We start from the raw sequence: 14487 nt of genomic DNA, 5'->3' as shown, positions 1-14487 counted from the left end.
TTTTTGTTATGTATCTTTCCTTAACATCGCGGCCACACTGGGAGCGGTAGGGTAGTAATGACGAACTGCAGTGTTTACTTCGAATGAAAGACGGCCACGGAGGCTACACTATGTTGAGCATTTTTAAACCAGCGTCACACACGGCGCGTTTGCCTGCAGCGGAGATCGACCCGACATATCGTCGATTACGTTGGCAGATCTTTCTGGGGATTTTCTTTGGCTATGCCGCGTACTATCTGGTACGTAAGAACTTTGCCCTTGCGATGCCGTATCTGGTTGAGCAAGGTTTCTCGCGTGGCGATCTGGGTTTTGCGTTATCCGGTATCTCCATTGCTTACGGATTTTCGAAATTCATCATGGGGTCCGTTTCGGATCGCTCGAATCCGCGCGTTTTCCTGCCAGCGGGTCTGATTCTGGCCGCCGCTGTCATGTTGTTCATGGGCTTTGTGCCGTGGGCGACTTCGAGCATTGCGGTTATGTTTGTGCTGCTGTTCCTCTGCGGATGGTTCCAGGGAATGGGTTGGCCGCCGTGTGGTCGTACCATGGTGCACTGGTGGTCGCAGAAAGAGCGTGGGGGCATTGTTTCCGTCTGGAACTGTGCGCACAACGTGGGCGGTGGTCTGCCTCCTCTGTTGTTCCTGCTGGGTATGGCCTGGTTCAATGACTGGAAAGCGGCGCTGTACATGCCTGCTTTCGGTGCGATCGTCGTCGCGCTGTTTGCTTTTGCTCTGATGCGTGATACGCCGCAGTCTTGTGGCCTGCCGCCTATCGAAGAGTACAAGAACGACTACCCGGACGATTACAACGAGAAAGCGGAAGAAGAGCTGACTGCGAAGCAGATCTTCATGCAATACGTACTGCCGAACAAACTGTTGTGGTACATCGCTATCGCCAACGTGTTTGTTTATCTGCTGCGTTACGGCATCCTGGACTGGTCCCCGACCTATCTGAAAGAAGTGAAACATTTCGCGCTGGATAAATCATCCTGGGCCTACTTCCTGTATGAATATGCGGGTATTCCGGGCACGCTGCTGTGCGGCTGGATGTCGGATAAAGTCTTCCGTGGCAACCGTGGTGCGACCGGCGTGTTCTTTATGACGCTGGTGACTATCGCGACTATCGTCTACTGGATGAACCCGGCAGGCAACCCGAACGTGGATATGGCTTGTATGATTATCATCGGCTTCCTGATCTACGGTCCGGTAATGTTGATTGGTCTGCATGCGCTGGAACTGGCACCGAAAAAAGCGGCGGGTACGGCGGCTGGCTTTACCGGTCTGTTCGGTTATCTCGGCGGTTCCGTAGCGGCGAGCGCCATTGTTGGCTATACCGTTGACTTCTTCGGTTGGGACGGCGGCTTTATGGTGATGATTGGCGGTAGCGTGCTGGCGGTTATTCTGCTGGTGGTCGTCATGATTGGCGAAAAACGCCATCACGAAGAGATCGCACTGAAGCGTAACGGGGGCTAATAGATGAAAACCACATTGAAAAGTCTCAGCGTGGCGCTAATGCTGACAGGTATTGTGGTGAGCAGCGCGGCGGTTGCCGCAGAAAAAATCGTGATTGCGCACCGTGGCGCCAGCGGTTATCTACCGGAGCATACGCTGCCAGCAAAAGCGATGGCTTATGCTCAGGGGGCTGATTACCTGGAACAGGATTTGGTGATGACCAAGGACGACCATCTGGTTGTCCTGCATGACCACTACCTTGACCGCGTCACCGATGTTGCCGAGCGTTTCCCGGATCGTGCGCGTAAAGATGGGCGCTACTACGCTATCGACTTTACGCTGGATGAGATTAAATCGCTGAAATTTACCGAAGGCTTTGATATCGAAAATGGCAAAAAGGTCCAGACCTACCCGGGGCGTTTCCCGATGGGTAAATCTGATTTCCGTGTGCACACTTTCGAAGAAGAGATTGAGTTCGTTCAGGGATTAAATCATTCAACCGGTAAAAACATTGGCATTTACCCAGAAATGAAAGCGCCGTGGTTCCATCATCAGGAAGGGAAGGACATTGCGGCTAAAACGCTGGAAGTGCTGAAAAAGTACGGGTACACCGACAAGAATGACAAGGTTTATCTACAGTGTTTTGATGTCGCAGAGTTAAAGCGCATTAAGAATGAACTGGAACCGAAGATGGGGATGGATCTCAATCTGGTACAGTTGATTGCGTACACTGACTGGAATGAAACTCAGGAGAAAAAGCCGGACGGTAGTTGGGTTAATTACAACTACGACTGGATGTTTAAACCGGGTGCCATGAAGCAGGTTGCGCAGTATGCGGACGGCATTGGGCCGGACTATCACATGCTGATTGATGAGAAGTCGAAGAAAGGTAATATCTCGTTAACGGGTATGGTACAGGACGCGCATCAGAATAAGATGGTGGTGCATCCTTATACCGTTCGTGCCGATCAGCTGCCGGATTACACCACTGACGTAAACCAGCTGTATGACATTCTGTATAACAAGGCGGGCGTTGACGGGCTGTTCACCGACTTCCCCGACAAAGCAGTGACATTCCTGAATAAAGAGTAATGGCACAAGGTCTGTGATGCACCTCCGGTCACAGGCCTGGTTGGATCAAACGTTATTAACGGCTAGATAAGGCCGTCTGCCGTCAACGTGACCATACCTGCCTCCAGGAGAAATAAAGAGCTGCCGTCCATCGGCGGCTCTTTTTTAGTCGTAATTTTTATCCCGCCACGCGTTACAGCTCTATTTCAATATCGCCTTTTGCCCGACAGCAGCAGGGCAAAATTTCACCTGGCTGAATGAAGGCCAGGGGTTCGGCAATCCAGTCGACCTGTCCCGCTACCAGACGGGTACGGCAGGAGCCGCAATAACCTGCGCGGCACTGGTATTCAACTTCAACATTGTGCGATTCGAGCGCGGCAAGCAGGGAAGGGTGTTCATCCTGGCACAGCAGTTGTGTGCCAGAGATGCGCAGAGTAACGCGGCCCATCAGAGCTGGAAGTTACTCAGGTCGTCGGTATCGACTTCCGAATCGATCTGGCCGACCAGGTAAGAGCTGACTTCCACTTCCTGCGGCGCAACCTGCACGTTATCAGACACCAGCCAGGTGTTGATCCACGGGATTGGGTTAGAGCGGGTCTGGAACGGCAAGTCGAGTCCGACAGCCTGCATACGGATGTTGGTGATGTACTCAACGTACTGGCACAGAATATCTTTGTTCAGGCCAATCATTGAGCCGTCACGGAACAGATAATCCGCCCACTCTTTTTCCTGCAGCGCGGCCTGTACGAACAGGTCGTAACATTCTTGTTTACACTCTTCGGCGATTTCCGCCATTTCCGGATCGTCCACGCCGCTGCGCAGCAGGTTCAGCATATGCTGGGTCCCGGTCAAATGCAGGGCTTCATCGCGGGCGATCAGGCGAATAATTTTCGCGTTGCCTTCCATCAGTTCACGTTCGGCGAAGGCGAAGGAGCAGGCGAAGCTGACGTAGAAGCGGATCGCTTCCAGCGCGTTCACGCTCATCAGGCACAGATACAGCTTCTTCTTCAGTTCACGCAGGCTTACGACAACCGTTTTACCGTTAACGGTATGCGTGCCTTCGCCCAGCAAATGCCAGTAGCTGGTCATCTCAATCAATTCGTCGTAATAGCTGGAAATGCCTTCCGCGCGTTTCTGGATCTGCTCGTTGGTGACGATGTCATCAAACACCACCGCCGGATCGTTCACGATGTTACGAATGATGTGGGTGTAGGAACGGGAGTGGATCGTTTCTGAAAACGCCCATGTTTCCACCCAGGTTTCCAGCTCAGGGATCGAGATTAACGGCAGTAGCGCTACGTTCGGGCTACGTCCCTGAATGGAGTCCAGCAGCGTCTGATATTTCAGGTTGCTGATGAAGATATGCTTTTCATGCTCCGGCAGCGCCTGGAAGTCGATGCGATCGCGAGAAACATCAACTTCTTCCGGACGCCAGAAAAAAGAGAGCTGCTTTTCGATCAGTTTTTCGAAGATGTCATATTTTTGCTGATCGTAGCGGGCGACGTTCACCGGCTGGCCGAAGAACATCGGTTCCAGAAGTTGGTTATTTTTCGTCTGTGAAAAAGTGGTGTATGCCATTGATGTGAATCCTTTGTGGGATGAGTGCCGGATGGCGTTACAAGCACCCTTTCCGGCCTACAAACCAAGCTACTGTAGGCCGGGTGAGCCTGGTGCCACCCGGCATCGTTCATCAGATCTTACATGCGCCGCTTTCGCAGCCGTCGTCCTGAATGGACGGCACCAGATCGTCCTGAGAATCTTCCGCACCGTCACGGGTGTTTTGATAATACAGCGTTTTGACACCAAATTTGTAGGCGGTGAGCAGGTCTTTCAGTAACTGCTGCATCGGTACTTTTCCGGATGGGAAGCGCGACGGATCATAGTTGGTGTTGGCGGAAATCGACTGATCGATAAATTTCTGCATGATACCTACCAGCTGCAAATAGCCATCGTTGTTCGGCATTTCCCACAGCAGTTCGTACGCGTCGTGCAGGTGTTCGTAGTCCGGCACGACCTGGCGCAGAATACCGTCTTTCGACGCTTTGATGCTCACATAGCCGCGCGGTGGTTCAATACCGTTGGTGGCGTTAGAGATCTGCGAAGAGGTCTCCGATGGCATCAGGGCTGAAAGCGTGGAGTTACGCAGACCGTGCGTCTTGATGGATTCACGCAGTTGTTCCCAGTCCAGATGCAGCGGCTCGTTGACAATAGCATCGAGATCTTTTTTATAGGTATCGATCGGCAGAATACCTTTGGAGTAGGTCGTTTCGTTAAACCACGGGCACGCGCCTTGCTCTTTCGCCAGCTCGTTAGAGGCTTTCATCAGGTAATACTGAATGGCTTCAAAGGTTTTGTGAGTCAGGTTGTTCGCGCTGCCGTCAGAATAACGCTTACCGTTTTTCGCCAGCCAGTAGGCGTAGTTGATCACGCCAATACCCAGCGTACGGCGACCCATCGCGCCGCGTTTGGCGGCAGGAATCGGATAATCCTGATAATCGAGCAGCGCATCCAGCGCGCGCACCGCCAATTCGGCCAGCTCTTCCAGCTCGTCCAGGCTGTTGATAGCACCGAGGTTAAATGCGGACAGCGTACACAGCGCAATTTCGCCGTTTTCGTCGTTAACGTCGGTCAGCGGTTTGGTCGGCAGGGCGATTTCCAGGCACAGGTTAGACTGGCGCACCGGAGCGACAATTGGATCAAACGGGCTATGGGTGTTGCAGTGGTCAACGTTCTGAATATAGATACGCCCGGTAGAGGCACGTTCCTGCATCATCAGTGAGAACAGCTCAACGGCTTTCACGCGTTGCTTGCGGATACTGTCGTCGTTTTCATATTTGGTGTACAGACGTTCGAATTCGTCCTGGTCGGCGAAGAATGCATCATACAGGCCCGGGACGTCGGACGGGCTGAACAGCGTGATGTCGCCGCCCTTCAGCAGACGGGTGTACATCAGTTTGTTGATCTGTACGCCGTAGTCCATGTGACGCACGCGGTTGCCTTCGACGCCACGGTTGTTTTTCAGGACCAGCAGGCTTTCAACTTCCAGGTGCCACATTGGGTAGAACAGCGTTGCAGCACCGCCGCGTACGCCGCCCTGGGAGCAGGATTTTACCGCGGTCTGGAAGTGCTTGTAGAACGGAATACAACCGGTGTGGAACGCTTCTCCGCCGCGGATCGGGCTACCCAGCGCACGGATGCGACCGGCGTTGATACCGATGCCGGCGCGCTGGGAAACGTATTTCACAATCGCGCTGGAGGTGGCGTTGATGGAGTCCAGGCTGTCGCCGCACTCGATCAGTACGCAGGAGCTGAACTGACGGGTAGGGGTGCGCACGCCGGACATAATCGGCGTCGGCAGCGAAATTTTAAACGTAGAAACGGCGTCGTAGAAACGTTTTACGTATTGCAGACGCGTTTCACGCGGATAGTTAGAGAACAGGCACGCCGCTACCAGAATGTAGAGGAACTGCGCGCTTTCATAAATCTCACCGGTAACACGGTTTTGTACCAGGTATTTACCTTCTAACTGCTTCACCGCAGCGTAGGAGAAGGTCATATCACGGTCGTGTACGATGAACGAGTCCATCTGCTTGAACTCTTCTTCCGTGTAGTCTTCCAGCAGATGATTGTCGTATTTGCCCATTTCAACCATTTTCACGACATGGTCGAACAGTTTCGGCGGTTCAAACTCGCCGTAGGCTTTTTTGCGCAGATGGAAAATCGCCAGGCGAGCAGCCAGGTACTGATAATCCGGTGCCTCGCGGGAGATCAGGTCGGCGGCAGCTTTGATGATTGTTTCATGGATATCGGATGTCTTGATACCGTCATAAAACTGAATGTGGGAGCGCAACTCGACCTGAGAAATCGATACGTTATTCAGTCCTTCTGCCGCCCAATCCAGAACTCGGTGGATTTTGTCGAGATTGATGCGCTCTGTACTACCATCACGCTTTGTCACCAGCAGACTCTGATTCATGTGGTTTTTTACCTGTCCGTGAAAGAAAAAATATCCCCCATATTATCCACAAAGTCATGTTGTGACTAAGTCTGTGGATAAATACTATATGTAGGGGTTGTTTGATAAAGTAGACGCTATATGGTGAGTATTCTAGTAGGGATTCTTTTCAGTACAAGAGTTGATTTTGAGGTTAAATTGAGGTTGCAAAAGGGTAATAATCGCTAAGTGCGCGTCTTATAAGGCCTGGCGAGGATGTCAATAATTGAGAAAAAAAATAGAAAATTTGATCGAGTGCTGATTTCTTCATCTAAGGCAAGGTAAGTTCTTATGACCTGGCGCAAAAATTGCCCTGACGATCCTACTCAGGATTGGTAGGCGATGCGCAGGCCCGAAAGCTGCGCACTATCAGGCACTGTGCCGGATTGCGGCGTTGCACGCCTTATCCGGCCGGGTGGAGGGGGTTAATCTGCTTGCGCGGTAGTGTGTAGCATATAGTTCACATCAACGCCGGGGCCGAGTTTAAAACTGTTGGTGATCGGGTTGTAGTGCAGGCCGGTCATATGACGCTCTTTCAGCACGGTCTGGTCAACCCACTCTAACAGTTCAGCCGGCTTAATGAATTTTTTCACATCATGCGTGCCTTTCGGCACCATACGCAAAATATATTCCGCGCCGACCACCGCCATTAGCCAGGATTTGCCGTTGCGATTAAGCGTGGAGAAAAACACTTCGCCGCCCGGTTTGACCAGTCTGGCGCAGGCCCTGACCACCGACTGCGGGTCCGGTACGTGCTCCAGCATTTCCATGCAGGTCACAACGTCATACTGATGCGCATGTTTTTCCGCATGTTCTTCAACCGTTTCTTGAACGTATTCCACCTGGATGCCACTCTCCAGCGCATGCAGTTTTGCTACCTGTAACGGTTCAAAGCCCATGTCCAGCCCGGTGACGGTTGCGCCTTCGCGCGCCATGCTTTCCGCCAGAATGCCGCCGCCGCAGCCGACGTCGAGTACCTTTTTACCAAACAGGCCGCCTGAGCGCTCCGTGATATAGCCCAGGCGCAGCGGGTTAATACGGTGCAGTGGCTTAAATTCACCCTCAAGATCCCACCAGCGTGACGCGACTGCTTCAAACTTGGCAATTTCTTCCTGATCAACGTTGTGAGTTACCGGAGGTTTTTCGGCATTCATTGGGGCTTCTACTCCTAAATTTGCGATGCAAATGAGTATATCAGCCTGACGGGATGAATAAAGCCTCTGTCAGGGGGAATCCATTTACCTGAATCTGCACGGATGTGTTATAATTTGCGACCTTTGAATCCGGGATACAGTAGAGGGATAGCGGTTAGATGAGCGACCTTGCGAGAGAAATTACACCGGTCAACATTGAGGAAGAGCTGAAGAGCTCCTATCTGGATTATGCGATGTCGGTCATTGTTGGCCGTGCGCTGCCGGACGTCCGAGATGGCCTGAAGCCGGTTCACCGTCGCGTACTTTACGCCATGAACGTATTGGGCAACGACTGGAATAAAGCCTATAAAAAATCTGCCCGTGTCGTTGGTGACGTAATCGGTAAATACCACCCTCATGGTGATACCGCCGTTTACGACACCATTGTTCGTATGGCACAGCCATTCTCCTTGCGTTACATGCTGGTAGATGGTCAGGGTAACTTTGGTTCTGTCGATGGCGACTCCGCAGCGGCGATGCGTTATACGGAAATCCGTATGTCGAAAATCGCCCATGAGCTGATGGCTGACCTGGAAAAAGAAACGGTGGATTTCGTCGATAACTACGACGGCACCGAACAAATTCCTGACGTCATGCCAACCAAAATTCCTAACCTGCTGGTGAACGGCTCGTCCGGTATCGCGGTAGGTATGGCGACCAACATTCCGCCGCACAACCTGACGGAAGTGATCAACGGCTGCCTGGCATACATTGACGATGAAGACATCAGCATTGAAGGGCTGATGGAACATATTCCGGGTCCGGACTTCCCGACCGCCGCGATCATCAACGGTCGTCGTGGTATTGAAGAAGCCTACCGTACCGGCCGTGGCAAGGTGTACATTCGCGCACGCGCGGAAGTCGAAGCGGATGCCAAAACTGGCCGTGAAACCATCATCGTCCATGAAATTCCGTATCAGGTGAACAAAGCGCGCCTGATCGAGAAAATCGCCGAGCTGGTAAAAGACAAACGCGTTGAAGGTATCAGCGCGCTGCGTGACGAGTCTGACAAAGACGGTATGCGCATCGTGATTGAAGTGAAACGCGACGCAGTCGGGGAAGTGGTTCTGAACAACCTCTACTCCCAGACCCAACTGCAGGTTTCTTTCGGTATCAACATGGTTGCGTTGCACCATGGACAGCCGAAAATCATGAACCTGAAAGATATTATTGCTGCGTTTGTACGTCACCGCCGTGAAGTCGTAACCCGCCGTACTATCTTTGAACTGCGTAAAGCCCGCGACCGTGCGCACATCCTTGAAGCACTGGCGATTGCGCTGGCGAACATCGATCCGATCATCGAACTGATCCGCCGTGCGCCGACCCCGGCAGAAGCGAAAGCAGCGCTGGTCGCGCGTTCGTGGGAGCTGGGTAACGTTTCTGCCATGTTGGAACGTGCCGGCGATGATGCCGCGCGTCCTGAATGGCTGGAACCGGAATTTGGCGTGCGTGACGGTCAGTACTACCTGACTGAACAGCAGGCCCAGGCCATTCTGGATCTGCGTTTGCAGAAACTGACCGGCCTTGAGCACGAAAAACTGCTCGACGAATACAAAGAGCTACTGGAGCAGATCGCTGAACTGCTGCACATTCTGGGCAGCGCCGATCGTCTGATGGAAGTCATCCGTGAAGAGATGGAGCTGATTCGTGAACAGTTCGGCGACGCACGTCGGACCGAAATCACCGCGAACAGCGCTGACATCAACATCGAAGATCTGATTAGCCAGGAAGATGTTGTCGTGACCTTGTCTCATCAGGGCTACGTGAAATATCAGCCGTTAACCGATTACGAAGCGCAGCGTCGTGGCGGTAAAGGCAAATCTGCAGCACGAATTAAAGAAGAAGACTTTATCGACCGCCTGCTGGTGGCTAACACCCATGACACGATCCTCTGCTTCTCCAGCCGCGGTCGTTTGTACTGGATGAAGGTTTATCAGTTGCCGGAAGCAAGCCGTGGTGCGCGTGGACGTCCTATCGTCAACCTGCTGCCACTGGAAGCTAACGAACGTATCACCGCAATTCTGCCAGTACGTGAGTACGAAGAAGGCGTCAACGTCTTCATGGCAACCGCCAGCGGTACCGTGAAGAAAACAGCGCTGACCGAGTTCAGCCGTCCGCGTTCAGCCGGTATCATTGCGGTTAACCTGAACGAAGGCGATGAGCTGATTGGCGTTGACCTGACGTCTGGTAGTGACGAAGTTATGCTGTTCTCTGCTGCCGGTAAAGTGGTGCGCTTCAAAGAGGGGGCTGTTCGTCCGATGGGACGTACCGCGACCGGCGTACGCGGTATCAAACTGGCGGAAAGCGACAGCGTGGTATCGCTGATCGTTCCGCGCGGTGAAGGTGCTATCCTCACCGTTACCCAGAACGGCTACGGTAAGCGTACGGCGGCGGAAGAGTATCCGACCAAGTCTCGTGCGACCCAGGGCGTTATCTCCATCAAAGTCACCGAGCGCAACGGTTCCGTTGTCGGCGCAGTGCAGGTTGAAGATACCGACCAGATCATGATGATCACCGATGCAGGTACGCTGGTGCGTACTCGCGTGTCGGAAATCAGCGTGGTAGGACGTAACACCCAGGGCGTTATCCTCATCCGTACCGCGGAAGATGAAAACGTTGTGGGTCTGCAACGCGTTGCTGAACCGGTTGATGATGAAGAGCTCGACTCCATCGACGGTAGCGCTGCTGAAGGGGACGAGGATATCGCGCCTGAAGCGGAAAGCGATGACGATGCAGCGGACGACGCTGAAGAGTAATTAAGACGTGATAAAAAGGGCCGGAAATATCCGGCCCTTTTTTTTAATTCATTCGCTCTACTATCATCGCAATGCCCTGACCGCCGCCGATGCACAGCGTGGCCAGTCCAAGCGTTTGATCCCGTGCCTGTAGCGCATGCAGCAGCGTCACCAGTATTCGCGCGCCGCTGGCGCCAATAGGGTGTCCCAACGCAATTGCCCCTCCGTTGACGTTAACCTTTTGCGGATCAAATCCCAGCGTTTTACCGACGGCAAGAAACTGAGCAGCAAATGCCTCGTTAGCTTCGATCAGATCGATATCAGAAAGCTGTAAGCCGCTCAGTTGCAGTGCCTTCAGCGTGGCGGGAACCGGCCCCATCCCCATCATAGCCGGAGCTACGCCGCCACTGGCCCAGGCTTTGATTCGTGCCAATGGCTTCAGCCCAGCCTCCAGTGCTGCGGACTCTTCCATTATCACTAATGCCGCTGCACCGTCGTTGATCCCCGAGGCGTTACCTGCGGTGACGGTTCCTGCTTTATCAAAGGCTGGACGCAATGCGGCGAGGCCTGCTGCCGTCGAGTCAGCTTTGGGGAATTCGTCACGCTCAACGATGATGGTTTTCTTTCGTGATGACACGCTGACGGGCACGATTTCAGCCTCAAATGCGCCAGACTCGATTGCGGCAACGGCTTTACGCTGTGACTGCAGAGCCAGTTCATCCTGCATTTCGCGGCTGATGCCATACTCTTTGGCAACATTTTCTGCAGTGATCCCCATGTGGTAACCATGCTCGGCGCAGATCAGGCCATCGCGCAGAATCACGTCGGACAATTGCCCGTCACCGAGGCGATAGCCCCAGCGGGCTTTTGCGTCTAACAGGTAGGGGGCCAGGCTCATGTTTTCCATCCCTCCCGCGACGATCGCCTGGGCTTGTCCGGCCTTGATAGCGAGGGCGGCAAGCGCCACGCTTTTCAGGCCAGAGCCGCACACTTTGTTGACGGTAAAGCCGCAAACGGTGTCGGACAGGCCGCTTTTTAATAATGCCTGACGCGCTGGGTTTTGCCCGAGTCCTGACTGCAGCACGTTGCCCATAATCACCTCGTCCACGCGCTGTGGGTCAAGGTGCGCGCGTTCAAGAGCGGCTCTAATGACGGTTGAGCCAAGCTCGACGGCACCCGTAGTTGCCAGTGCGCCGTTAAAACTGCCGATTGCGGTACGTGCCGCGCTGACGATGACACAGTTTTTCATTTTTCAGTTCCTTTAATTAAGTTGTTGCCGTCAGAACAAGGTCAATCCAATAACAAAAATGACGCCGGAGAAGAGCAGGGCGGTGATGCAGTAGCCCATAATGTCGCGTACTCCGAGACCGGCGATGGCCAGCGCGGGTAGCGCCCAGAACGGTTGTGCCATGTTCATCCACTGCTCACCGTAGGCGATGGCCATGACTGATTTGCCAAGATCGGCACCCAGCGCCTGAGCGGCAGGCATGACGAACGGTCCCTGAATAACCCAATGGCCACCGCCGGATGGCACGGCAAAGTTAATCAGGGCTGAACTGAAGAAAGTCATCAGTGGGAAGGTATCTTTGTTGGCAACGTTGATGAAAAATTCAGTAATGAGCCCACCGAGGCCGGAGTGCTCCATCATCAACTGAATACCGGCATAGAAGGGGAATTGCACCAGAATCCCGGCGGTACTCCGTGCGGCAGCACTAACGGCACGCATATAGGCCATCGGCGTTTTGTGCAGCAGCAGACCGGCAATCATAAACATCAGGTTGACGGTGTTGATGGTGATGTTGAAACCTTTCTCGGCAAAGTAGATACCCAGATAGGCAATCCCTAATGCACCGATGATCAGCGCCAGAATGCGGCTCTCTTCCAGTTTTTCAGATGGCGGCGCATCCGGCGGCAGTTTCTTCTGAAAATCAGCTTCTTCCAGTAACAGTTTCGGATCGATGCTCACCACATCTGAAGGTTTTGGCGTCATCATCCGGGTGATAAACGGCATCACAACAATCAGGCCGAGGGTGATGAAAATATTGAAGCCGGTGAACAGGGTATCCGCGACAGGAATGAGGCCCGCTACGTGCTCGACCGGGTTGCCAGGCGTTGCCGCCAGCAAAGGCATTGAGCCGGAGAAGCCGCCGCCCCAGGTCAGGAACCCGATGTAGGCGCAGGCAATCAGTAACGGATAATCGGAACCCGGTACCCGACGAGCAACTTCGCGGGCGAACATCGCCCCGACCACCAGACCAAATCCCCAGTTAATAACGCAGGCAACTGAACCAAAAAAAGTCACCAGCATGACGCCCTGAGCGGGGGTTTTGGCGGCGGATGCCGCCGTACGCAGCAGGCTTTTCACCGGCCCGGAACTGGCTAACGCATGGCCGGTTACGATGATCAGCGCCATCTGCATACCAAACGCCAGCAGGTTCCAGAAACCGTCACCCCAGAATTTCACCATGCTGATGGGGGTCTGCGGCGTTAACCACAGCGCGATGCCAAAGGTCAGCAACGTTAATAACATGGCGAAAATCAGTGGGTCGGGCAGCCAGCGGCTGACTACCCGTGTCATAAAGCGAGCGATGCGGCCAATCATGCGTCACCTCGCAGGATGCGCAGATCGTCGGCAATTTCAAACTGTGCTTCGGTTTTTTCACATAGCGTGGCGATGTCGCATCCTTCGACGATTTCAGTCAGCCACATCTTGCCATCTATAAAGCGGAATACAGCCAGCTCGGTGACCAGCATATGCACAGCATGCTGTGCAGTGAGCGGCATGGTGCATTGACGCAGGATTTTTGCGGAGCCGTCTTTTGCGCAATGCTCCATGGCGATAATGACTTTACGCGCACCGGTCACCAGATCCATTGCGCCCCCCATGCCGGGCACCATCTTGCCGGGAACCACCCAGTTGGCGAGGTTTGCCTGCTCATCGACCTGCAACCCGCCAAGCACACAGGCATCAACATGACCGCCGCGAATCAACGCGAACGACATGGCGCTATCAAACATCGCCGCGCCCGGCAAAATACCGCACGGTTGGCCGCCCGCGTTCACCAGGTCAGGATGGGCGGTGGTGACTGGGCCCAGCCCCAGAAAACCGTTCTCAGATTGCAGCGTAATGTGAATATCAGCAGGTAAGTAGTTGGCTACCATCGTTGGCAGGCCGATACCTAAGTTGACGATATCGCCATCGCGAAGTTCTTGCGCCACCCGGCGCGCAATACGTTGTTTAGCATCCATGATTAGCTCTCCTGTGGAATGACGATATGGTCGATAACGGCGGCGGGGGTCACAATTTGGTCAGGCTGCAGCTCCCCTGTTTCAACCATTTCGTCCGGTTCGACCAGCGTGATGTCAGCGGCGAGGGCAATCAGAGGGTTAAAGTTACGGGCGCTGAGCTGGTAGGTGAGGTTGCCAAGCATGTCAGAGCGGTGGGCGCGAATAAGCGCTAAATCGGCGCGTAAAGGGCGTTCAAGCAGCCAGGTTTTACCCTCAAGCGTCATGGTTTGCTTGCCTTCTTCCACGATGGTGCCAACGCCAGTGGGGGTGAGAAAGCCGCCAAGACCCGCGCCGCCGCAGCGAATCTGTTCGATCAGGGTACCTTGTGGAACCAGCTGTACATCCATCTCGCCGGCAATCATGCGACGACCGGTTTCCGGGTTTGTACCAATGTGCGAGGCAATCACTTTGCTCACCCGCCCATTGACGATCAGGGGTCCGATACCGGTATCGACAAAGGCGGTATCGTTAGCAATCAGCGTCAGATCCCTGACGCCGGACTCCAGCAGGGCTTCAACCAGACGAGGTGGTGTGCCAACGCCCATAAAACCACCGACCATGATGGTCATGCCGTCACGAAAGAAGCCCGCAGCGTCTTGTAAGGTAATCAGTTTTGTTTTCATTATGTTTCCCTTTTTGCATACTCCATTTTGGGTACGCTCAGGGAATTGCAAGCAGGGTGCCAGAATGACTAAAGAAACGTATTAATGTTTAGTTGATTGAATTTATTGGTTTGTTTTTGTGGTCCTGGTGAAAGG

General features: G+C 53.7%; 11 protein-coding genes. 3 read left to right on the top strand and 8 right to left on the bottom strand.

What is annotated here, in order from left to right:
* The first annotated feature begins 110 nt into the window (after positions 1–110).
* Together glpT and glpQ are read left to right on the top strand one after the other, a co-directional pair.
* On the top strand, positions 111–1469 hold the full coding sequence (gene glpT, locus N0B36_RS08815) for a glycerol-3-phosphate transporter (protein WP_016153802.1): 1359 nt from the start codon (positions 111–113) through the stop codon (positions 1467–1469).
* Positions 1470–1472: 3 nt separating this feature from the next.
* Positions 1473–2540, top strand: coding sequence for a glycerophosphodiester phosphodiesterase (gene glpQ, locus N0B36_RS08810; RefSeq protein WP_016157024.1), 1068 nt, complete (start codon positions 1473–1475; stop codon positions 2538–2540).
* 172 nt (positions 2541–2712) lie between these two features.
* Here the strand turns inward: glpQ and yfaE are convergent, their stop codons facing one another.
* The 4 genes from yfaE to ubiG all read right to left on the bottom strand — a co-directional run bounded on the left by yfaE (position 2713) and on the right by ubiG (position 7667).
* Positions 2713–2967 carry a ferredoxin-like diferric-tyrosyl radical cofactor maintenance protein YfaE gene (yfaE, locus tag N0B36_RS08805; protein ID WP_016153800.1) on the bottom strand — a complete coding sequence of 85 codons (255 nt, stop codon included), beginning with the start codon at positions 2965–2967 and terminating at the stop codon, positions 2713–2715.
* A complete protein-coding gene (gene nrdB / locus N0B36_RS08800; protein WP_016153799.1) occupies positions 2967–4097 on the bottom strand; it encodes a class Ia ribonucleoside-diphosphate reductase subunit beta in 1131 nt (376 codons plus the stop codon). Before nrdB ends, yfaE begins: the two co-directional genes overlap by 1 nt.
* A 112-nt stretch (positions 4098–4209) precedes the next feature.
* Complete coding sequence (nrdA, locus tag N0B36_RS08795; RefSeq protein WP_016153798.1) at positions 4210–6495, bottom strand: class 1a ribonucleoside-diphosphate reductase subunit alpha; 2286 nt, start codon at positions 6493–6495, stop codon at positions 4210–4212.
* 443 nt (positions 6496–6938) lie between these two features.
* Positions 6939–7667: a bifunctional 2-polyprenyl-6-hydroxyphenol methylase/3-demethylubiquinol 3-O-methyltransferase UbiG gene (gene ubiG / locus N0B36_RS08790; RefSeq protein ID WP_016157023.1), complete on the bottom strand. Its 729-nt coding sequence runs from the start codon at positions 7665–7667 to the stop codon at positions 6939–6941.
* A gap of 158 nt (positions 7668–7825) precedes the next feature.
* Between ubiG and gyrA the strand changes: the two genes are divergently transcribed.
* Positions 7826–10462: a DNA topoisomerase (ATP-hydrolyzing) subunit A gene (gyrA, locus tag N0B36_RS08785; RefSeq protein ID WP_016153796.1), complete on the top strand. Its 2637-nt coding sequence runs from the start codon at positions 7826–7828 to the stop codon at positions 10460–10462.
* A 43-nt stretch (positions 10463–10505) separates the two neighbouring features.
* On the opposite strand, the gene N0B36_RS08780 is transcribed toward gyrA, so the two are convergent.
* From N0B36_RS08780 to atoD, 4 genes are read right to left on the bottom strand one after another with little or no spacing between them, the layout of a single operon-like run.
* On the bottom strand, positions 10506–11690 hold the full coding sequence (locus N0B36_RS08780; RefSeq protein ID WP_259687103.1) for an acetyl-CoA C-acetyltransferase: 1185 nt from the start codon (positions 11688–11690) through the stop codon (positions 10506–10508).
* 30 nt (positions 11691–11720) lie between these two features.
* Positions 11721–13043, bottom strand: a complete 1323-nt coding sequence (locus N0B36_RS08775; protein ID WP_016153794.1) for a TIGR00366 family protein — start codon at positions 13041–13043, stop codon at positions 11721–11723.
* A complete protein-coding gene (locus N0B36_RS08770) occupies positions 13040–13690 on the bottom strand; it encodes a 3-oxoacid CoA-transferase subunit B (RefSeq protein WP_016157021.1) in 651 nt (216 codons plus the stop codon). The genes N0B36_RS08775 and N0B36_RS08770 overlap by 4 nt, the downstream gene beginning before the upstream one ends.
* 2 nt (positions 13691–13692) lie before the next feature.
* Positions 13693–14352 (bottom strand): acetate CoA-transferase subunit alpha, encoded by a 660-nt coding sequence (atoD, locus tag N0B36_RS08765; protein ID WP_016153792.1) that lies wholly within the window; start codon positions 14350–14352, stop codon positions 13693–13695.
* Positions 14353–14487 lie beyond the last annotated feature (135 nt).

It is taken from the genome of Citrobacter sp. XY323 (genome assembly GCF_025106035.1).
Lineage (GTDB): Bacteria > Pseudomonadota > Gammaproteobacteria > Enterobacterales > Enterobacteriaceae > Citrobacter > Citrobacter braakii.
The sequence above is the reverse complement of the archived record's forward strand: the minus strand, read 5'-3'. Positions and strand labels throughout refer to the sequence as shown.

Excerpts from the sequence above, each read along its gene's own strand:
- N0B36_RS08775 (WP_016153794.1), bottom strand. The coding sequence starts at position 13,043 with ATGATTGGCCGCATCGCTCGCTTTATGACACGGGTAGTCAGCCGCTGG.
- nrdA (WP_016153798.1), bottom strand. The coding sequence starts at position 6,495 with ATGAATCAGAGTCTGCTGGTGACAAAGCGTGATGGTAGTACAGAGCGC.
- yfaE (WP_016153800.1), bottom strand. The coding sequence starts at position 2,967 with ATGGGCCGCGTTACTCTGCGCATCTCTGGCACACAACTGCTGTGCCAG.
- nrdB (WP_016153799.1), bottom strand. The coding sequence starts at position 4,097 with ATGGCATACACCACTTTTTCACAGACGAAAAATAACCAACTTCTGGAA.
- gyrA (WP_016153796.1), top strand. The coding sequence starts at position 7,826 with ATGAGCGACCTTGCGAGAGAAATTACACCGGTCAACATTGAGGAAGAG.
- ubiG (WP_016157023.1), bottom strand. The coding sequence starts at position 7,667 with ATGAATGCCGAAAAACCTCCGGTAACTCACAACGTTGATCAGGAAGAA.
- N0B36_RS08770 (WP_016157021.1), bottom strand. The coding sequence starts at position 13,690 with ATGGATGCTAAACAACGTATTGCGCGCCGGGTGGCGCAAGAACTTCGC.
- glpQ (WP_016157024.1), top strand. The coding sequence starts at position 1,473 with ATGAAAACCACATTGAAAAGTCTCAGCGTGGCGCTAATGCTGACAGGT.
- atoD (WP_016153792.1), bottom strand. The coding sequence starts at position 14,352 with ATGAAAACAAAACTGATTACCTTACAAGACGCTGCGGGCTTCTTTCGT.
- N0B36_RS08780 (WP_259687103.1), bottom strand. The coding sequence starts at position 11,690 with ATGAAAAACTGTGTCATCGTCAGCGCGGCACGTACCGCAATCGGCAGT.
- glpT (WP_016153802.1), top strand. The coding sequence starts at position 111 with ATGTTGAGCATTTTTAAACCAGCGTCACACACGGCGCGTTTGCCTGCA.